15 protein-coding genes are annotated in these 20181 nt (G+C 65.2%); 8 read left to right on the forward strand and 7 right to left on the reverse strand.

Annotation, left to right across the window (positions count from 1 at the left end):
- The first annotated feature begins 514 nt into the window (after positions 1–514).
- The 8 genes from WDLP6_RS20030 (at position 515) to WDLP6_RS20065 (ending at position 11973) form a co-directional block, all read left to right on the forward strand.
- Complete coding sequence (locus WDLP6_RS20030; protein ID WP_162593766.1) at positions 515–3511, forward strand: Rne/Rng family ribonuclease; 2997 nt, start codon at positions 515–517, stop codon at positions 3509–3511.
- 483 nt (positions 3512–3994) lie between these two features.
- Positions 3995–4717 (forward strand): sugar transferase, encoded by a 723-nt coding sequence (locus WDLP6_RS20035; protein ID WP_162593767.1) that lies wholly within the window; start codon positions 3995–3997, stop codon positions 4715–4717.
- Entirely contained in the window at positions 4714–6147 is a 1434-nt protein-coding gene (locus WDLP6_RS20040) for a mannose-1-phosphate guanylyltransferase/mannose-6-phosphate isomerase (RefSeq protein WP_162593768.1), read from the forward strand. The genes WDLP6_RS20035 and WDLP6_RS20040 overlap by 4 nt, the downstream gene beginning before the upstream one ends.
- 54 nt (positions 6148–6201) lie before the next feature.
- Positions 6202–7167 carry a GDP-L-fucose synthase gene (fcl, locus tag WDLP6_RS20045; RefSeq protein ID WP_162568887.1) on the forward strand — a complete coding sequence of 322 codons (966 nt, stop codon included), beginning with the start codon at positions 6202–6204 and terminating at the stop codon, positions 7165–7167.
- A 30-nt stretch (positions 7168–7197) separates the two neighbouring features.
- Positions 7198–8172: a hypothetical protein gene (locus WDLP6_RS20050; protein WP_162593769.1), complete on the forward strand. Its 975-nt coding sequence runs from the start codon at positions 7198–7200 to the stop codon at positions 8170–8172.
- 49 nt (positions 8173–8221) lie between these two features.
- Positions 8222–9574: a hypothetical protein gene (locus WDLP6_RS20055; RefSeq protein WP_162593770.1), complete on the forward strand. Its 1353-nt coding sequence runs from the start codon at positions 8222–8224 to the stop codon at positions 9572–9574.
- 86 nt (positions 9575–9660) lie between these two features.
- Positions 9661–10734 carry a glycosyltransferase gene (locus WDLP6_RS20060; protein ID WP_232077500.1) on the forward strand — a complete coding sequence of 358 codons (1074 nt, stop codon included), beginning with the start codon at positions 9661–9663 and terminating at the stop codon, positions 10732–10734.
- 3 nt (positions 10735–10737) lie between these two features.
- Positions 10738–11973: a glycosyltransferase WbuB gene (locus WDLP6_RS20065; RefSeq protein WP_162593772.1), complete on the forward strand. Its 1236-nt coding sequence runs from the start codon at positions 10738–10740 to the stop codon at positions 11971–11973.
- Between the two features lie 83 nt (positions 11974–12056).
- Here the strand turns inward: WDLP6_RS20065 and WDLP6_RS20070 are convergent, their stop codons facing one another.
- The 7 genes from WDLP6_RS20070 to hemC all read right to left on the reverse strand — a co-directional run bounded on the left by WDLP6_RS20070 (position 12057) and on the right by hemC (position 20146).
- Positions 12057–14306 (reverse strand): polysaccharide biosynthesis tyrosine autokinase, encoded by a 2250-nt coding sequence (locus WDLP6_RS20070; RefSeq protein ID WP_162593773.1) that lies wholly within the window; start codon positions 14304–14306, stop codon positions 12057–12059.
- A complete protein-coding gene (locus WDLP6_RS20075; RefSeq protein ID WP_332105590.1) occupies positions 14303–14749 on the reverse strand; it encodes a low molecular weight protein-tyrosine-phosphatase in 447 nt (148 codons plus the stop codon). Before WDLP6_RS20075 ends, WDLP6_RS20070 begins: the two co-directional genes overlap by 4 nt.
- Complete coding sequence (locus tag WDLP6_RS20080; protein WP_232077149.1) at positions 14746–15903, reverse strand: polysaccharide biosynthesis/export family protein; 1158 nt, start codon at positions 15901–15903, stop codon at positions 14746–14748. The genes WDLP6_RS20075 and WDLP6_RS20080 overlap by 4 nt, the downstream gene beginning before the upstream one ends.
- A gap of 234 nt (positions 15904–16137) precedes the next feature.
- Positions 16138–17421, reverse strand: coding sequence for a heme biosynthesis HemY N-terminal domain-containing protein (locus WDLP6_RS20085; RefSeq protein ID WP_162570577.1), 1284 nt, complete (start codon positions 17419–17421; stop codon positions 16138–16140).
- A gap of 7 nt (positions 17422–17428) precedes the next feature.
- Positions 17429–18508: a uroporphyrinogen-III C-methyltransferase gene (locus tag WDLP6_RS20090; protein WP_162593775.1), complete on the reverse strand. Its 1080-nt coding sequence runs from the start codon at positions 18506–18508 to the stop codon at positions 17429–17431.
- Positions 18505–19281: a uroporphyrinogen-III synthase gene (locus WDLP6_RS20095; RefSeq protein ID WP_162593776.1), complete on the reverse strand. Its 777-nt coding sequence runs from the start codon at positions 19279–19281 to the stop codon at positions 18505–18507. Before WDLP6_RS20095 ends, WDLP6_RS20090 begins: the two co-directional genes overlap by 4 nt.
- Before the next feature lies 1 nt (position 19282).
- Complete coding sequence (gene hemC, locus WDLP6_RS20100) at positions 19283–20146, reverse strand: hydroxymethylbilane synthase (RefSeq protein ID WP_232077502.1); 864 nt, start codon at positions 20144–20146, stop codon at positions 19283–19285.
- Positions 20147–20181 lie beyond the last annotated feature (35 nt).

Consider the following 20181-nt stretch of genomic DNA (forward strand, 5'->3'; position numbering starts at 1 on the left):
TCAGAAGTTTAGAGCACTGCGGGAAGCGTTGCGAGGTCGATGCCGCTTTGGCGTTGGGCCTGCAAGCCACGCGCAAGCGCGCAAGGCGGCAGGCCCTGCACCCAAGTCAAGCCGACGCCCACGAAACACCGATACGGAATACCCAGCCTGCAGGCTCCAGCTGCCGGCGGATCGAAGCGAGTACCTTGTGTTGATGCTGCTGATTCAACTGTGCCTTCGCTGGCTGCTGCCGGCGACCCGGGCTATTGAGTCATCGGCGATACGCGCCACCATTGCGCCAAGCGCCATGGAAGACATGGCGAATCAGCACCACATCGGGCTCGCGCCCATCCATGCGCCCCCACCCCGTCTGCTATTGAGTTGACACTCGATGGCATCGACGCGCCACGCGCCGATGCCACCACAGCAGCCAGGGCACAGCGGCAATTCCTTCGTTTCGCGAGCGTCGTCCGTGCATCGTTAGGTCCGTCATGGACCGGTAGAGCGATACGAACAGATATAAGGACAACGCATCATGAAACGGATGCTGATCAATGCCACGCAGGCCGAAGAACGCCGCCTGGCCATCGTCGATGGGCAGAAGCTCCTCGACTATGAAATCGAAATCGAAGGACGCGAACAGCGCAAGGGCAATATCTACAAGGCGGTCGTGACGCGCGTCGAGCCGTCGCTCGAAGCCTGCTTCGTGGACTACGGCGAAGATCGCCACGGCTTCCTGCCCTTCAAAGAAATCTCCAAGCAGTACTTCGCAGAGGGGGTCTCGGCCAGCCAGGCCCGGATCCAGGACGCGATCAGGGAAGGCCAGGAACTGGTCGTCCAGGTCGAAAAGGAAGAACGGGGCAACAAGGGCGCGGCGCTGACCACGTTCATCTCGCTGGCCGGCCGCTACGTGGTGCTCATGCCGAACAACCCGCGCGGCGGCGGCGTGAGCCGGCGTATCGAAGGCGATGATCGCGCCGAACTCAAGGAGGCGATGGATCAGCTCGAATATCCCAAGGGAATGAGCATCATCGCCCGCACGGCGGGCATCGGTCGCTCGGCGCCCGAACTCCAGTGGGACCTGAACTACCTCCTCAAGCTCTGGGCCGCCATCGACGGCGCGGCCAAGGGCGGCAAGGGTGCGTTCCTGATCTACCAGGAGTCGTCGCTGGTGATCCGGGCCATCCGCGATTACTTCAATCACGACATCGGCGACATCCTGATCGACACCGACGACATCTACGATCAGGCGCAGCAGTTCATGGCGCACGTGATGCCGGAACACGCGGCACGCGTGAAGCGCTACCGCGACGACGCCGCGCTGTTCAGCCGCTTCCAGATCGAACACCAGATCGAGTCGGCCTACGCGCGCACGGTGCAATTGCCCAGCGGCGGCGCCATCGTGATCGACCATACGGAAGCGCTCGTCTCGGTCGACGTGAACTCCGCCCGCGCCATCAAGGGCGGTGACATCGAGGAGACGGCCACCCGCACCAACCTCGAGGCCGCGGACGAAGTGGCCCGCCAGATGCGCCTGCGCGACCTGGGCGGACTGATTGTGATCGACTTCATCGACATGGATGAATCGAAAAACCGCCGCGAAGTCGAAAGCCGCTTGCGTGACGCGCTGCGGCAAGACCGTGCCCGCGTGCAATTCGGCTCGATCAGCAAGTTCGGCCTGATGGAAATGAGCCGTCAGCGCCTGAAGCCGGCGCTGAGCGAAGGCTCCTCGATCCCCTGCCCGCGTTGCGGCGGCTCTGGCCACATCCGCGACACCGAATCGAGCGCACTGCAAATCCTGCGAATCATTCAAGAGGAATCCATGAAGGACAACACGGCGGCCGTGCATGTCCAGGTGCCGGTCGAAGTCGCGTCCTTCCTGCTGAATGAAAAGCGTCCCGAGATTGCGAAGATCGAGCTCAAGCAGCGCGTGACCGTGCTGATGGTGCCCAACAAGACGCTCGAAACGCCCAACTACAAGCTGGAGCGGCTCAAGCACGACGATCCTCGCCTCGACCATATCGAGGCCAGCTACAAGATGGCCGACGAAATCGAAGACCCCACTTCGGTCACGCGGCGCTCGCAAGAACCGACCAACAAGCAGACGCCGGTGATCAAGGGCGTGTTGCCGGATGCGCCCGCGCCCATCGTCGCGCCCAAGCAGGAAGCCCCGCGTCCGCCGGCCGTTGCGCCTGCCCCCCTGTCAACGCCGCCTGTGCCCGTCGCCGCCAACAAAGCTGCCGAAACGGGCTTCATCGGTTGGCTCAAGAGCCTGTTCGCTGCCACACCTGCGCCTGCAGCTGCGCCGACGCCGCCGGTCGCGATTCCCGTCGAGGCACCGAAGCCACGCCGCGAAGGCCGACCAGGCCGTGATGGCGAGGCCCGCGCCCCGCGCGACGGCGATCAGCGCCGCGGCGGTCGCAGCGAGGGCCGCAATGGTCGCGACGGCGAACGCCGGGGCGGCCGATCAGGTGAACGCCGCGACGGCGAGCGTCGCGAGGGACGCGAAGTTCGCAGCGATGCCCAGCCACGAGAGCCGCGCGAAGCACGCGGCCCGCGCGACGGCGAACGCCGGGGTCGCGGCGAGCGCCGCGACGGTGAAGCCCGTCTTGCACCGCAGGAATCGGGCGAGGCTCAGCTCGACGCGCGCACCACTGCCCCCGTGGCGTTCGCCGGCGATGAAGGCGCCGCACCAGCGGAACGTACGCCGCGTGGACGCGGAGAGCGCCGGGAACGCGGTGAGCGCAACGCCGATGCGACACGCGAAGGCACTACCGACGCCGCACGCGAGATCGACGGCGACGCATCGCAGTTGCAGGACGGCGCGGCCCCAGACCGCGGCGCCCGCAATGCACGCGAGGAGCGCGCCCCTCGCGGCGAGCGCAATGAGGGACGTCGCGAGCGACGCAGCGACGTTGCGCCGCGGGCCATCGAAGAACCTGCGGACGCACAGCCACACGACGCCGGCGCCGTCGGCACTGCCGCGAACGAAGAGGATGCGGGCGTCTCTGCACCGCGCAAGGACGGCGACGAACGCCGCGGACGCTCGCGCGATCGCTACGGACGTGACCGCCGCGAGCGCAGCCCGCGCGAGGAGGCCGACGCAACCACCGCACAAGCGTTCGCAGCGAGCTCTGCCAGCGACGCTCAGGCCACTGAGCAACCTGCCGCACGCGCCGAACGACCCGCGATGCCTTCGTCGCCCTCGTCGCCCTCGTCGCCCATCGTGGTCGACCTCAAGGCGCCGACCTCGCGCGCACTTCCCAAGGTCCAGCCTTTCGAACTGCCGATCGATGAACTCGCCCAGGTCGCCGAAGGCTCAGGGCTGCATTGGGTGAATTCCGACGCCGACCGGGTCGCGCAGGTTCGCGCCGCCATTGCGGCGGAACCCAAGCCTGCTCATGTGCCTCGCGAGCGTCCGCCGATGATCGTGGTGGACGAAGGCCCGCTCGTCCTCGTCGAAACTCGACGCGACCTGAGCACGATGCTGCTGCCGTTCGAGCAACCCTTGGACGACGCGACGCGTCACTGAGGAAAAAAGGGAGGCCATCGCGCCTCCTTTTTTGCGCCGGCGCCGAGATACGCCAACCGGTGCAAGGGGTCGCGCCAGGCCACCCTGACACGCCACGGCACCGTCCTTGGCATCACAGTCTCCTGTGTAACCTTTTGAATTCACGCGTATCGGTACGTTCTTGCTGCATTGCAGCAGGCTCGGCCGCAGCATTAAGTCACAAGAATGCAAAACGCCGCATCTCTACAACACTTGTTGGCCCAGAAGCGTTAACATATTGTCATACAAAAGGACTACAATCTCGGCGAAGATGTTGCGCCGCACAAGGAGTCTTCTGAACTCACCTTACAGAGGGACGGCGCACATCATTTATCGGAAGATGTACGGCTTTTGTTCACAACACAGCGCCTTCATGATGTGTTCAAATTCTTGCCAATAGTAGTAAAGCGTTACACTGCCACGCATTGAAGATTGAGGCAGCACCCGACACGGGGGACTTTCAAAATGTTTCGTTCCGACTCGACCGCACACGGCCACGTAGTTCGACGCTTTACGCCAGACGGCGGCGGCTCTTCGACCCCGCCCTTGCATGTACAACCGCGCAGGCTCAGCTATCTCGAGCGCACGACGAAACGTGCAATGGACATCGTTGGTGCATTGATTTTCTTTGCCGTTTTTGGTCCCTTGTACCTGCTTGTCGCGTTGGGCGTGCGGATCAGCATGGGACGTCCGGTGCACTTCTGGCAGAACCGCCTCGGAGAACGCGGCCAGAGGTTTCGCTTCTACAAGTTCCGCTCGATGGTCCACAACTCGGAGCATGTGCTGGACGAATTCCTGAGCCGCAACGACATGGCCCGCACAGAGTGGGACACCTTCCAGAAGCTGGAAAAGGATCCGCGCATCACGCCCATCGGCCAATTCATTCGCAAGCTCAGCCTCGACGAGTTGCCTCAGTTCTGGAACGTGCTCAAGGGCGATATGAGCATCGTCGGTCCGCGTCCCTGCATGGAGCGGCAGCGCAGCCTCTACGGCAAGGGTTGGGAGCACTATTGCGCAATGCGTCCCGGCATCACCGGACTGTGGCAGGTCAGCGGCCGCAATCGACTTTCGTATGCACGGCGCGTTGAGCTCGATGTGGAATACGTCAACAACTGGTCGCTCTGGCTCGACATCAAGATCCTGTTCAAGACGGTCCGCGCAGTGATCACCGGCGAGGGCTCGCGGTGACAGTCATTCGGCCGGTCGTTCTTTGCGGCGGCAGCGGCACGCGACTGTGGCCGCTCTCGCGACAGACCTTGCCCAAGCAATTCGTGCCCTTGATCGGCGGCAAGAATCTCCTGTTGCTTACGCTCGAGCGTCTGCGGCTCCTCAATGAGGAAGTCACATGCGTCGCTGCAGAGGAGCACCGCTTTCTGGTTCAGGAAAGCATCGAGGCTGCCCACGTATGCGGCAAGCAACTGCTCGAACCGGTGGCTCGCAACACCGCTGCCGCAATGGCGGCGGTGGCGCTTCTCGCCGCCCCTGACAGCCTGCTGCTGTTTGCGCCTGCAGATCACCATATCCCGGACGCCGATCGCTTCGTCAAGACGATCCGAAAAGGCGTTCCCGCCGCACTCGCCGGCTACCTCGTGGCATTCGGCGTGGAGCCGACCTTCCCCAGCACCGCGTATGGCTATATCCGCCAGGGCGACCCGCTGGACACGCTGGGCACCGACGCAGGCCATGCCGTGGCCGCGTTCATCGAGAAGCCTGCGGCACCGAAGGCCGAGCAGCTGCTGCTGGCCGGTGGTCATCTCTGGAACGCCGGCATCCTGCTGGTGCAGGCCAAGGTATTGATCGCCGCGCTCGAGCAGCATGCGCCCGATATCCTCGAGGCCTGCCGGCTCGCAACGGCTGCCGTCGAAGCGGACGGCGATTTTCTGCGCATGGACAGTGCCGCGTTCGGACGCTGCCGCAGCCAGAGCATCGACTACGCAGTGCTCGAAAAGTGCGAACGGGTCGCTGTTCTTCCCTTCCAGGGCCGCTGGAGCGATGTCGGCAGCTGGAATGCCGTCGCCGAATTGCACACACCCGACGACCATGGCAATCGGGTCAGCGGCCAGGGCTTTGCCATGGGCGCGCACAACACCTTCGTCTACGCCCCCGACCGCCCTGTCGTGGCGCTGGGCACGAAGGACCTGCTCGTGGTGGACACGCCGGACGCTCTTCTGGTGGCGCACATCAATTCTGCCGAACAGGTCAAGGACGTGGTCGCGCTGCTCACTACGCGAGGTCACAGCCAGGCGACACGGCATCGTCGCATCCCCAGGCCATGGGGCGCCTACGACAGCATCGACGATGGTGAACGTTTCGCCGTCAAGCGCTTGACGGTGAAGCCCGGCGCGCAGCTCGCGCTGCGGATGCATCATCACCGGGCAGAGCATTGGGTTGTCGTCAAGGGCACGGCCAGGGTGAGGTGCGACGACAGGACGCGGCTTGTCAAGGAGAATGAATCCATTTACATCCCCGTGGGCGCCATGTACAAACTGGAAAATGCCGGCAAGACGCTCCTCGAGGTGATCGAAGTGCAGACGGGCGGCTACCTCGGCGAAGACGACATCGTGCGCTTCGACGACGTGCCCTTGCCGGCGGTCGATCGCGAAAAGAAACTGGCCTGACCTTCGCGCCGGCAACTCGCCGGCTTCCATTCCATCCGCAACGCCGACATTCCAATGAGCGAGTTTCAGAAGCGAATTTTCGTTGCAGGGCATCGCGGCATGGTGGGCAGTGCCATCGTGCGCTGCCTCGAAGCCCGGGGCTACACCAACATCCTCAGCCGAAGCCGCTCCGAACTCGATCTGACCGACCAGGCGCACGTCCGGTCTTTCTTCGCCGAAGAAAGACCGCAAGAGGTCTACGTCGCCGCGGCGAAGGTCGGCGGCATTCATGCCAACAACGCCTATCCGGCAGAGTTCATCTACTCGAATCTGATGGTAGAAGCGAACCTGATCCACGAAGCCTGGCGCACAGGCGTGGAGAAGCTCCTGTTCCTCGGCTCGAGCTGCATCTATCCGCGGCTTGCGGCGCAGCCCATGGCCGAGGATGCGTTGCTCACCGGCAAGCTGGAGCCGACCAACGAGCCCTATGCCGTCGCGAAGATCGCAGGGATCAAGCTCTGCGAGAGCTACAACCGCCAGTACGGGACCGATTTCCGCAGCGTGATGCCAACCAACCTCTATGGCCCGGGCGACAATTACCACCCCGAAAACAGCCATGTGTTGCCTGCCATGATCCGGCGTTTCCACGAAGCCAAGCTGGCCGATGCGCCCTCCGTCGTCATCTGGGGCACGGGATCACCGAAGCGGGAGTTTCTCTACGTCGACGACATGGCAAGCGCATGTGTCCACGTCATGGACCTTCCCCGGGAAACCTATACGGCCCACACCGAGGTCACCATGAGCCACATCAATGTCGGCACAGGCGAAGACCTGTCGATCGCAGATCTCGCGCACCTGGTGAGCGACGTGGTGGGTTATCGTGGCACCATCCGCTGCGATGCCAGCAAGCCGGACGGGGCGCCGCGAAAGCTGCTCGACATCTCCCGGATTCGCAAGCTCGGATGGCAGCCCAGCACGTCGCTGCGCGCAGGCATCGAGCGTGCGTATGAAGACTATTGCAACGAAGTGCTCGTGGCCTGACGGCCTGCCTTTCCGGTCCTGATCCTGCGTATGAACGCTGCGTCCATCTCACTCATTCCACCAGGCTCCGGGGGAGTGCGAGACTATGCGTCCATCCTCGGCAACCGGCTCGGTGCGCCGGCGATGGAGCTGACGCACAGCACCGACGTCGCGTCCCTCTCCGGTGAATTCCTGTTCCTGCATTTCAGCGGCTACGGATTCCAGAAGCGCGGCATCCCGCTGTGGCTGGTCAGCAAGATCCGCAGCCTGCGCACCCGCTTCAAGGCTTTCGGCATTGTCTTTCACGAGCTCTTTGCGACCGGGCCGCCCTGGGGCTCCGCCTTCTGGCTCAGCGGTTGCCAGCGGCGCATTGCGCGCGAACTTCTCTCGCTCGCCGATTTCTGGCTCGCCAACGGGGAAACCTACGCACACTGGCTGCTGAAGCAGGCGCACGACACGCCCCACCGCGTCCTTCCGGTGTTCTCCACCGTCGGAGAGCCGGCGTCGACCGGCACCGAACGCGAGCGCAAGCTTGTCGTCTTCGGTTCCGGCTCCGTTCGAGCCCGTGCCTATGAATGGGCGGACGGCGAGATCTTCCGCTGTGCCCAACGCCACGGCCTCGAGATCCACGATATCGGCACGCCGCTTCCCAAAGGCCCGCTTGCGCAGCGACTGGCGCAGGAAGGCGTCATTGCGCGCGGCATGCTGCCGGCCGAGGAAGTGAGTCTGGCGCTGTCCCGGGCCAGCTACGGCGCACTGGCCTATCCGACGCGATTCGTGTCCAAGAGCAGTATCTTCGCCGCCTACTGCGCGCATGGCATTTGCCCTCTTCTGCTTTCGAAAACCTACGACATGCACGACGGCCTGAAAGCCAACGTCCACTATGCGGCGGGCATCGATGCGCTCGATCGCTCGATCGTCGATCCGCGCACGATCGGTGGTCAGGCGCGCCAATGGTATGAGCAGCATGACATCGAAGCCCATGTCGTGGCCTTGAAGACAATGACCACCGAGGTGCGCAGGTGAGCAAGATCACGAAGCCGGCCGCCGGCGCCCCATCACTCGGTACCCACACATGAACGTGGCCGCAACAACAACCTATCCCCGGGCGCTGAGCAGACCGGCGTCGCTCAGCCGCGCCGGGTATCTCTTTCTGGCCGTCTTCCTGCTCGTCGTTTTCGAGGGCGCGGTACGCAAGTGGGTCTCGTCGTCGCAATCGGCATCGCTGTTGCTGGTCCTGATGCGCGACCTGCTGGCTTTCATTCTGATCATCCAGGCCTGGAAGGGTGGCCACTTCAAGAAGGAAAAGAAGATCGCCGCGATCATGTTCGCGTGGTCCTGTCTGGTGCTCTTGTGGGGTCTCGTGCAAATCGTCGGCGGGGAAAGCTCGCCGATCGTGTTGATCATCGGGATGCGTTTCTGGCTCCTCTACACGTGGTTCGCCGTCGCCGCCGCATGCACCATGAACGAAGCGGACTATCGCGCTGCGATCATGGTGGCCGCCGTCATCATGCTCATCCTGGCGCCGTTGGCCCTGGTGCAGCATTACTCCCCGCCGGGAGCCCGCATCAACATGCAGCTGGACGGCAACGAGGACGACGTCTTCGTGGTCGTCGCGGGCGTGGTTCGAACCACCGGCACGTTCAGCTTCACGACCGGCTTCGCCAACTTCATGACGCTCGTGGCGCCGATCGTGTTCGGTCTCCTCGGCGCGAAAAAGAGAACGACCTTCCAGTACCTGTTGGCGCTCGCTGTTTTCCTGGCCTTCGGCATCGGCGCCGTGATGAGCGGATCCCGGACGGCGGTGATCTCGTCGGGTGCAATGTTCGGGGCCTACCTGGTCGGCAGACTGCTGTTCTCGAAGATGCGCAACAAGCCGGCGGCGGCGGTCGCCGTCGTCGTCGCGCTGGCATTCACCGCGCTCCTTGCCTACTTCTTCCAGGATGCGATCGACGTCACGCAGACACGTTTCGAACAGGCCTCCGCGGCCGAGGATTTCGGCGGACGCGTTTTCACCGTCCTGTTCGGCGAGTCCATCGCCTACAACCTCATGACGTGGCTGGGCTACGGCATCGGATTCGGCTCGAACCTGGCCACGTTCTTCCGCACCGGTGGAGCCTTCTTCGCGCTCGCCGAATCCGAGGGCGGCCGCATCGTGTTGGAAGGCGGCCTGGTGGGCGTCGCCTTCCTCGCCCTCAAGGCGATCGCGCTCGGCCTCGGTATCGCGAAAAGCGTCAGGATTTCGGCCAGGACGAATTCGCCCTTTCCCCTTCTCATCTGGCTGACGACAGCCATCGCGCTGCTCACGTGGTCGTCCATCGGGCAATTGACCGCGAACGGACTGCTCGGCGTGATGCTCACCTTCGCTCTCCTGCTCTTCCGGTATCCGAGGCTCGAGATCTTCCCGCCCCGCACCTCGCGACAGTGAGGCTGCTCCACCTCATCCCCTCCGTCGACCCTCGTGGCGGAGGCCCCATCGAGGGCGCGCGGCGAATCCACGACGCCTTGAGTGCCATGGGGCACCACGGCGAGTTGGTGAGCCTGGACAATCCGGACGCCGCATTCGTCGCCGACTTTCCGGGCAAGGTGACCGCGCTGGGGCCTTCGGTCGCCGGCTACGGCTACAACTCGCGCCTGGTCCCGTGGCTCAAGGCGCATGCGGGCGACTACGATGCCGTCATCGTCAACGGTCTGTGGCAGTACATCGGATTCGGCGCCTGGCGTGCGCTGCACGATTCGCCCACTCCCTACTTCGTCTACAGCCACGGCATGCTCGATCCGTGGTTCAAGCGCCGCTACCCGCTCAAGCACCTGAAGAAGTGGCTTTACTGGCCCTGGGCCGAGTACCGCGTGCTGCGCGACGCGGCCGCCGTGCTCTTCACCTGCGAGGAAGAGCGGCTGCTGGCCCGCGAATCGTTCTGGCTGTATCGCTGCCGCGAGGCGGTCAGTTCGTATGGCACCTCCGCACCACCGCAGAACGCACAAGCCCTGTCCGAGACTTTCCTCTCTGCGTTTCCCGACCTGAGGCAAAAACGCCTGCTCCTCTTTCTCGGCCGCATCCATGAAAAGAAGGGCTGCGACCTGCTGATCGAAGCCTTCGCACGCGTGGCTGCGGCGGCACCGGAGGTCCAGCTCGTGATGGCCGGGCCGGGCGAAGAAGGCCTGACCCGCCAATTGCAGAGCCGAGCAGCCGCACTGGGCCTTTCTTCGCGCATTGCCTGGACCGGCATGCTGGCGGGCGATCTCAAGTGGGGGGCTTTCTACGCCTCGGAGGTGTTCTGCCTGCCGTCGCACCAGGAAAACTTCGGCATCGCCGTCGCCGAAGCCCTGGCCTGCAGCCGGCCGGTCCTGATCAGCAACAAGGTCAACATCTGGCGCGAGATCGAAGAAGATAGCGCAGGCTTCGTCGAGACCGATACGCTGGATGGCACGACGTCGCTGCTGCAACGCTGGCTGGCCTCCACGCCGGCCGAACTCGCAGCGATGCGCATGGCCGCATTGCGTTGCTTCGATCATCGATTCCAGATGGAGCACGTGGCGGAAAAGCTGGTCCGGATCATTCGCGAGCACTCGCCGCTAAGCTCGTGATCCATGAAACTGCTCGTCTACGGCATCAACTTCGCACCAGAGCTCACCGGCATCGGCAAATACACCGGCGAGATGGTGGCATGGCTGGCAGCGCAGGGGCACGACGTGCGCGTCGTGACGGCGCCGCCCTACTACCCTGACTGGGCGGTCTGGCCCGGCTACAGCGCCTCTCGCTACACCACGGAGAACTGGCGCGGAGCCAAAGTGTTGCGCACGCCGCTGTGGGTTCCGCGCAAGGTGAGCGGCGCGAAGCGCCTGCTCCATCTGGCGAGCTTCGCACTGACCAGCGTGCCCGCACTGCTCGCGCAATGGCGCTGGAAGCCGGACGTGGTGTGGGTCACGGAACCGCCGATGTTCTGCACGCCGGCCGCACTGATCTTCGCGCGGCTGCGCTCGGCCAAGGCATGGCTGCACATCCAGGACTACGAAGTGGATGCCGCCTTCGACCTCGGGCTGCTCAAGGGCGCATGGCTGCGCGCACGGGTGGCCTCGATGGAACGCAGCCTGATGCGCCGCTTCGACCGGATTTCCACCATCTCCCAGCGCATGATCGAGCGCGCACGCAGCAAGGGCACCGACGACGCGCGACTGGTGTTCCTTCCCAACTGGGCCGACGTCTCGGCCATCCAGCCGCTCGGCGCCGACAGTCCATACCGCGCCGAACTGGGCATTCGTTCCGATGCGGTGGTGGCGCTCTACTCGGGCAACATGGGCGCCAAGCAGGGCCTGGAACTGTTGGCCGAGATGGCACTGAGGCTGAAGGACCAGCCCGGCCTGGAGTTCGTGTTCTGCGGCAACGGAGCAGGCCGTGCGGAGCTCATGAAGCGCTGCGAAGCGCTGACCAACGTCCGCTTCCTCGATCTTCAACCGGTCGAACGGCTGGGCGATCTGCTTGGACTGGCGGACATCCACCTGCTGCCGCAGCGCGCGGATGCCGCGGACCTGGTGATGCCCTCCAAGCTCACCGGCATGCTGAGCAGCGGCAGGCCCGTGGTGGCCGGTGCGCGCCCCGAAACCGAACTCGGCCAGGTCGCCGCCGAATGCGGCATCGCCGTGGCACCGGACGACGCACAGGCCTTTGCCGATGCCGTCGTCTCGCTGGCCTCGAACGCCGAACGGCGGCGCGAGCTCGGCGTCCGCGCGCGCGCCTATGCGGAGCAGCGTTTCGATCGCAACGCGGTGCTGGCCCAGTTCGAGCGCGACCTGGAAGCCTGCCTGGCCGGCAACTCGCGACGCTGAAAGCGAAACGGCCCGCTGTGGCGGGCCGTTTCGGCAAGGGTGCGGGCCGGTCGCGACATCGCGTGTCGCCTGGCCCCTTTTCTTCACTGCTCTTCGGGCAGGATGCTCTCGTAGTTGTAGTTGGTGTAGCGATAGCGGCCGTACTTGTAGGCAGCGTAGGCGCGACGTCCGACGTTCATGGCGTTGAGCAGCACACCCGTCGCCGCCTTGCCGCTCATGGCCAGCCGGCGCGTGCTTTCCTTGAGTTCACCCATGGTGGAATGATCGACCCGCGCGACCAGTAGCACCGTGCCCGCGTGCGCCGCCACGGTCGACGAATCGGCCGCTACCAGGATCGGCGGCGTGTCGATGACGACCAGGTCGTATTGCTCCGACAGACGCTCCAGCGTGGTCTTGAACGAATCGGACACCAGCAGTTCCGCCGGGTTGGGAGGCAGTTGGCCCGTGGCCAGGAAGTCGAGATTGGGAACCACCTGGCGATGCACCGTCTGCTGCACCGTCAGGCTGCCCGCGATCAATTCCGACAGGCCGCCATGGCGCTGCAGGCCGAAGTACTGGTGCGTATGCCCACGCCGCAGGTCGGCGTCGATCAGCAGCGTGCGCCGTCCGGCAGCCGCCATCAGCGCGGCGAAGTTCGCAGTCACGAAGCTCTTGCCGACGCCGGGTGTCGGGCCCGAGATCATCACGCGGTTGTTGGGCGACTCCAGCATCGCGAACTGCATCGCAGTACGCAGGCTGCGCAGGCTTTCCACGGCACTGTCGTCCGGATTCTCGATCGCCAGCAGGCGCACGCCGGTCGCGCCGCTCAGGCGCCGCTTGGCGATGGCCGTCTGCGCGGAACTGAGCGGAATGGTCGAGAAGACCGGCAGGCCGCTGTCGGCCTCGACCTCGTGCGGGTCGCGGATGCGCTGCTCGATGAACGAATTCCTGACGAACGCGACGATGATGCCCAGCAGCAGACCCAGCGCCAGCGCGGCCGAGATGATGACCGAGCGCTGCGGCTTGATCGGGGCCTCGGGCAGGATCGCCTCGTCCAGTACACGAACGTTGCCAACTTTGCCTTCCTTCACCAGCCGCAGTTGCATCGCATTGTTGAGCAGCGACGAATACAGATCCGTATTCACCTTCACGTCGCGCTCCATGCGCACCGCCTCCTGCTGGATCGCGGGCAGGCCCTTGATGCGCGTCTGGATGTTGGCGATATCGGTCTTCAGCGTCGCGATCTGGGTGTCGAGGGTCTGGACGCTCGGATGGTTGGCAGTGAATCGGGCCTCGAGTTCGGTCCTGCGCTGCTGCGCTTCGAGCAGCTTCGTCTGGCGATCCACGGCCTGGCCAAGAATCAACGCCGCTTCCTCGTTGAAAGCAACCGTCCCCTTCTGGTTGCGATAGCGGTTGTAGATCTCCTCGGACGCTTCCATCTGCTTCTTGAACTGAGGCAGTTGGACATCGAGGAACGCCAGGGTCTTCTGCGCTTCAGCAGATTTGCGCTCGACGTTCTGCTTGACGTACTGGTCACCCACCGCATTCAGCACGCGCACCAGCTTGTAGGGGTCGCCATCCTGCAGGGAAACGTTGATGATGCCGGAGGCCTTCACGCGCTCGGCCAGATTGAGGCTCGACTGCAGCCCGATGATCGTCGGCAGCTTGGGATTGCGCACCACATTGAACTGGGCACCCGGCTTGCCGGCCAGTTCGGTGATCAGCAACTCGATCGGCCCGCTCGCGGTGTTCGCCTTCAGCGGCGTTCCCACGGTGCCCGTGATCGCCTGCAGGCCCGGGTATTCGAGCGAATACTGTCCGCCGGCCCTGGCCGTCACCGTGAAAAGCCGGCCTTCCAGCGAAACCGGCACGTCGAAATCCGCCACGGTGATGCGCTCGAGCCCCGACACATAGCCACCGAAGCCCATGAATCCCGGATCGGACAGGCCGGTCGCGCGCCGCGCCATCCAGCCGCCGATATAGGGAACGTAACGCGGACTGGCCGCGATGTAGAGCTTGCTGGCATCCACGGCCTCGCCGACGATCCTGCGCGAACGGATGATCTCGATTTCCGCACTGGCCGGCGTCTTGACGTCGGCCAATCCACCGGCCTGGCTCAGGATGCTCTTGGAGCCGGTGTCCGGATCCTCGACCTGGATCACCATGTTGGATTCGTAGATCGGCCGTTCGAGGAACGCATACACGATGCCGATCGCGAACACCACCAGCGTGATGATGGCGATCAGCCACTTGTTCGCGAGCAGGACATCGACGTAGTGCCCGAAGTCGAGGCTGTCCTCCTCCTCCGCGCTCGAAAGGGGAGGGGTCGTTTTGGGAGTGAGAGAGGAATTCATCGACTGGATACTCTTGAAATTCGTTTGACCCATTGCTGCGCACCGTCCTCAATGAGCGCGAGCGAGCGCTGAAAAATGCTGCGATCCGCGCGATACGGGTCGGGCACGTCCTGATCGCTGAACTCGCAAAGACGAAACACCTTGCCGGCGGCGAAAAGATAGCGCTCCTCGATCGCACGTCGCTGCTCGCGGTCCATCACCAGGATCAGATCCGCGCGCTGAACCAGTTCGAGCTCGATCTGGCGCGTCTGATGCTGGCTGATGTCGATGCCCCGCTCGTTCATCAGTTCACAGGCGATCGGGTCGGCTCCCCGGCCGAGCAAAGCGTGCAGTCCCGCCGAACCGATGTCCCGGCCGGGCAAGGCCTCGCGCATCAAGCCTTCGGCCATCGGACTGCGGCAAATGTTTCCTATGCACACGATGAGAACGTTCTGAATGGTCACTGTCCGGCTCGCCGAGTGCTCAGATCGCGGTAAGAGGTCGCGGTCGTCGACGTCGGGAGGATCAGGCTCAGCACACGGTTCCACTGCACCAGCGGGACCGGGTCGACGTAGACCACGTCCTTGGGCCGCAACGCGAAACCTTCCGCCATGGCCAGCGAGGTGGGCGTCCGGGCATCGAGGTGGAAGATCGATTGACCGCCCTGTGCTTCATTGCGGATCACATAGATCTGGCGCGGGTTCGCGGAAGCCAGGTTGACACCACCGACTTCGGTCAGCGCGTCGTTCAGACTGAGCTTGCCGTTGCGCATCAGGACGCCGGCCTGCTGGCTGACTTCGCCGAACACCGACACCTTGCGCTCTTCGCGGCTGCGCACGAAGATGAGATCGCCGGATTTCAATGGAATCTGGCTTGGCGCGATGCCGGCGTCGGCCATCGCATTCAGATCGAGCTGCGTCGTCTTGCCGTCGCGCGTAAGCGTGACGGCAGAGCGGTCGCCCGTCGCCAGCACGCCGCCGGCACGGGCCAGCGATTCCGCCAGGGTCATCGGGATGTCGGTGAAGATCTGCAGGCCGCGATTTCCGACATCACCTTCGACGTAGGCGCGCTTGCTGCGAAACGCCTCCACGCGAACGCTGAGCTGCGGCGACTTGAAGACACGGGACAACCGCTGCACCAGCGTGTCCTGCAGCTCCTGGATGGTCATGCCGGCGGCGTTCACCGTTCCCGCGTAGGGAAAGCTCAACTGGCCGGAACCCGAGACGATGTAGCCGGGCGCGGGCGAGATGCTGGCCGGATCGGCCACCGTGGTCGCCGGCGTCGCGCTGAAGACGATCTCGGGATGGTCGTAGACGACGATGCCCACGACGTCACCCGGACCGATCTTGTAGGGCTGCGGCTCGCCGATGAGCGCCATCACGTCCGGACTCAAGGCCTTGGACACGGCCGCGCGCTGCGCACGCAGCAATGCAGGCGTGATCTCGGTGATCGCCCCCGGCGGCGGCGGATCGATGTCGGGGGTCGAGAAACCCGACGGGGAGACTGCCTGGGCCGCATCGCTGCTGGCAGAGCTGAACCCGGGCGCGAGGGGCGCACAGGCCTGCAGCAACAGACTGGTCGAGGCAAATACAGCGACGTGTAATAGAAAACGTTTCAAACCCAACTCCGCGTCGTGACTCTAAATGAATACTTTTGCAAACAGTTACGACTGTACCTCAGGGAACCGAATCACTCAAATTCTTTCTTGGGGTAGATCGTCAGGACGAGCAGAAACACACGGCCGAGGCCAAAAAGAAGTCCTGGAACAATAGCCGCAAGCTCGCCCAACATGCAATGCATTGGTATCTCCTGCTATCAAAAAAATAGCGCCCTGCCCTTTCAGGGCGTAGCCTCAGGGGCTTTCGGTCTGGGCCGCGCGCTTCCAGGCGGCCGACGCCTGATCGGCGTCGTCGCGGGCTTCGGCAAGCTGTGCCAGCGCTTGCCAGGCGCGACGATGCAGGTTGGCATCCTGAAGCCCGAGGCCCGCCTGCGTCAACAACTGTTGCGCCTTGCCCCAGAGCTGACGCTTCATGCAGGCCATGCCGGCCAGGTACTGCAGGTTCGGGTCTCGCGGATTGTTGCGCTGCGCCGATTCGATGCGCGCCAGCCATTCGGCGTCGATCGATTCGAGGCCGGCCTCCAGCGCGCGCACGAGTTTCACGCGCCATGCCTCCCCGAGGCCGTTCGCGTGCTCGACCATGCGCTCCCACACGGGCAGCAGCCAGGCGCGCGCCAGGATGAGATCGCCGCGCAGCACGACCATTCGCTGCGCCGCATGGATCGCCACTTCGGGCATCTCGCGCTCCGGCGTCTCCAGCTCGCTCCAGGCGCGCAGCAATTGGGCCGGATCGTGCGCACCCGACAGCAGCTCCGTCGCGAGCCCGCGCACGATGCTCTGTGCAGCCGATTCCGAAAAAGCGCGATGCTTGGCCAGCAGACGGGCCGTCTCCAGCGCTTCCAGGGTTCGCCGGTCCTGGCGCGCGGCCTTCAGCCGCAGACGCAACGCCAGCGTCCGCCGCTGTGCGCCGAGCGGGAGTTCCTCGAGCCTCGCCAGAGCGGCAGGCGCATCGCGATCGTCGAGCGCCCAGCGCGCTGCGCGCAACTGCACGCCCTCGCGGGTTTCGGAGCCGGGCAGCGCGCTGCGGCCGGCACTTTCGGTGAGCGCCTGCTGGAGATGGGCATCACGCGCCGCCCTGTCCTGCAAGGCCTGCGCGCTTTCCGCCGCCAGCAGGTGCGAAAGCACGCGTATCTGCTGGGCTTGCGGCAGGTGGGCATCGAGTGCCGCGATCGTGCGCTCCTGCGCCAACGCCGCCTGCGCCGCCTTGCGCGAACGCGAGAAGCGGCCGGCGAGCAATTGCGCCAGCGCGTCGAGCAAGGCGGCGTGCAGGGCCCGCTCCTTCTGCTGCAGGCGCCATTGCCGCGCCTGTCTGGGCAAAGAGAACAGCGCTGACAGGCCGCGCAATGCGAGATGCAGCAGCACGAAGGTGCCCAGCAGGATCAGCAGGACCAGATTCAGCGAGAGATCGACCCGCCAGGGCGGCCAGAAGACGGTGATCGTGCCCTGGTTGTTGCCGGCGAACAGCGCCACCGCCGACGCGATGCCGAAGAGTGCGAGAAACCAGAGTACCGCCCGCATGGTTCGACTAGCGCCCGGCAGCGGCCGTCGCGAGAGCGGCCAGCGTTTCATCGATGCGCGGCGGCTCGCTTGTCTTCATCTGCGCCTGCAGCTGCTGCAGCAGCGTCGCGGCGGCCTGCACGCGGCGCGAGGCCGGATCGAAATAGCGGTTGATCGAGGCCGACACGTTGGCCAGTTCATTGCGTGCCGTGTCGATCTGCCTCGACAGCAGCGCCAGCCGCGCATTGAGCAGCTTGAGCTTGAGGTTCTCGCGCAGGAAAAAGGTCTGATCCGGCGTCAACAGCACCGCCTCCGGGCGCTCGATCCGTCCGACCCGCAACAGGGAACGCGCCTCGGCCTGGACCATCAGCAGGAAGCGCTGCCACCAGGGCGCATCTGCCGGGATCGGTTCGGGCTGCCATGAATTCAGGCCATCGCCGCGCGTGGCCACCGCATTGAGCGGTGGCAGCTCGTCGATGCCCCGCATCAGCTCGTCGAGCTTCTGGAGCGCTTCGCCGTTGTCGGCACTTGCGCTGCTGCGAAGGCGGTCCGCATCGTGCTGCATCGCGCGTTGCAGGGGTGCCAGCCGCGGCTGCGCGGCGCGCGCGATACGAAGATCCCCGGCCTTGAGCGCCGCCAGCAGCGGCTGAACGTTGCCGGTGACCTGCGCCTGCTGCAGCGCGAGGCGCACGGCCGATTCGATGTCGACCACCAGGTTCTCGTCACGCGAACGCGACAGGCTCTGCATCAGCTCCTCGAGCTGCGCGCGCTGCAGGGCGACTTCGCCGACACGGGTTTCGGTCAGCGCAAGCCGGGCGGCCGTGTCGCGCACCACCTCTTGCGCCTGACGCGCGAGGGTGCGGGCTTCCAGGGACTGCGCCAGCGCATCGGCGCTCTGCCGCGCGAGCTGCTCCTGCATGCCGTTGACCTTCTGCCACAGCGCCAGCCCGATCACAAGCGCCAGCAGTGCAACGATCGCCAGCAGGCCGAATGCGATCCTCGACAGCAGCACGGCGGCCGACGAAGGCACCGTCTGCAGCGGGGCCGGCACCGGCGCACGCACCGCGGGGCCCTGAAGATCGTCGTTCAACACGGAGGCGTCGCTCATTCGAAGGATTCTATCGACGCGACCAGCGATGTCAGCGATGGCCGCGACACCTGCACGGAACCGAAGCCCGCATCCCGCGCGGCCTCGCCGATGCGCGGATGGGTGGCGACGGCGCGTGCCGACGTCCAGTCGATATCGGGCACTGCGCGGCACAGGTTGGCGATCGCCTGCGAGCTGCTGAACAACCAGATCGAATGGCCGTCCATGCTCTCGCCGATCAGCTTCTTCTCAACGTCTCCGAAGGTCGGGGTCAGCCGACGGTACGCAGCCACGGCGTCGCAAGTGCCACCGGCCGCCGCGATCTGGCGCGCCAGCCAGTCGCGTCCCTCGGCCTGTCCGGATGCATCGCCGCCCCGCACGACCAGCACGCGCACGCCGGCACGAACCTGCGAGCGCACGCACGCCCACAAGGCTTCGGAATCGAACTGCGCCGCATCGGCGGGCGGCGCGTCGATGGCGGAGGCCGGCACACCCGCGAGCTGCAACGCGCGCGTCGTGCCCGATCCGGTCGCCCAGAAACGCATGCGCAGCGCGGCGGCAGCTTCGGCATACGTATCGCGAAAGAAATACTCGGCCGCGGCAGCGCTGACGAACATCAGCGCGTCGTAGTCGGACAGACACTGCCACGCCGAGCGAAGCGGCGCTGGATCATCGAGCGCGTCGATCACGATCAAGGGCAACGCGATCGCGTCCACCCCCGCCGTGCACAGATCGTCGACCCACCGCGCCGCTTCGCGCGCGGGGCGGGTGACGATCACTCTCGACGTCGGCATCTCAGTGCGCGCCGGCAGCGCGCAGCATCCTCGCAGCATCCTCGCCGAGCGCGCCGGCCTCTGCGAGATCGGCTGCGGCCGCCACCGAGTGCGCCCGCACCAGCGGCGTCGCGCCTTCGGGATCGCCCCAGGCCGCGTCGATGCGCAGGCGGCCGTCGGGCTCCCAGCGCGCATGCGCCGCCAGCGGCATCGAGCAACTGCCGCCCATGGCGCGGCTGACGGCGCGCTCGGCCGCGGTGGCCAATCCATCGGCCCGGTGCGAGAGCGGCTGCAGCGACGCGATCAGGTCATGGCGATCCGCACGCACCTCGATGCCGAGCGCGCCCTGCCCTGCCGCGGGCAACATCACATCCGGCTCGAAGGCCATGCGGATGCGGCTTTCGAGACCAAGCCGCTTGAGCCCTGCGACGGCCAGCACGATCGCGTCGTAATGTCCCTCGTCGAGCTTGCGCAGCCGCGTGTCGAGATTGCCGCGCAAGGGTTCGATGCGCAGATCCGGCCGCAGCGCGCGCAGCAGCACCACGCGGCGCAGACTCGACGTGCCCACCACGGCGCCTTGCGGCAATTCGTCGAGCGATGCGTAGCGCGGCGAGACAAGCGCATCGCGCGGATCCTCGCGTTCCAGCACGCAGGCCAGCGCGAAGCCCTCGGGCAGGTCCATCGGCACGTCCTTGAGCGAATGGACCGCGATGTCGGCGTGTCCCTGCTCGAGCGCGAGTTCGAGTTCCTTGACGAACAGGCCCTTGCCGCCGACCTTGCTGAGCGAACGGTCGAGGATCTGATCGCCCTGCGTGGTCATGCCGAGCAGACGGACCCCGTGGCCCTGTTGCTGCAGCAGCGCCTTGACATGCTCGGCCTGCCACATGGCCAGGCGGCTTTCGCGCGTGGCGATCACGATGT

The organism is Variovorax sp. PBL-E5, from assembly GCF_901827185.1.
Lineage (GTDB): Bacteria > Pseudomonadota > Gammaproteobacteria > Burkholderiales > Burkholderiaceae_C > Variovorax.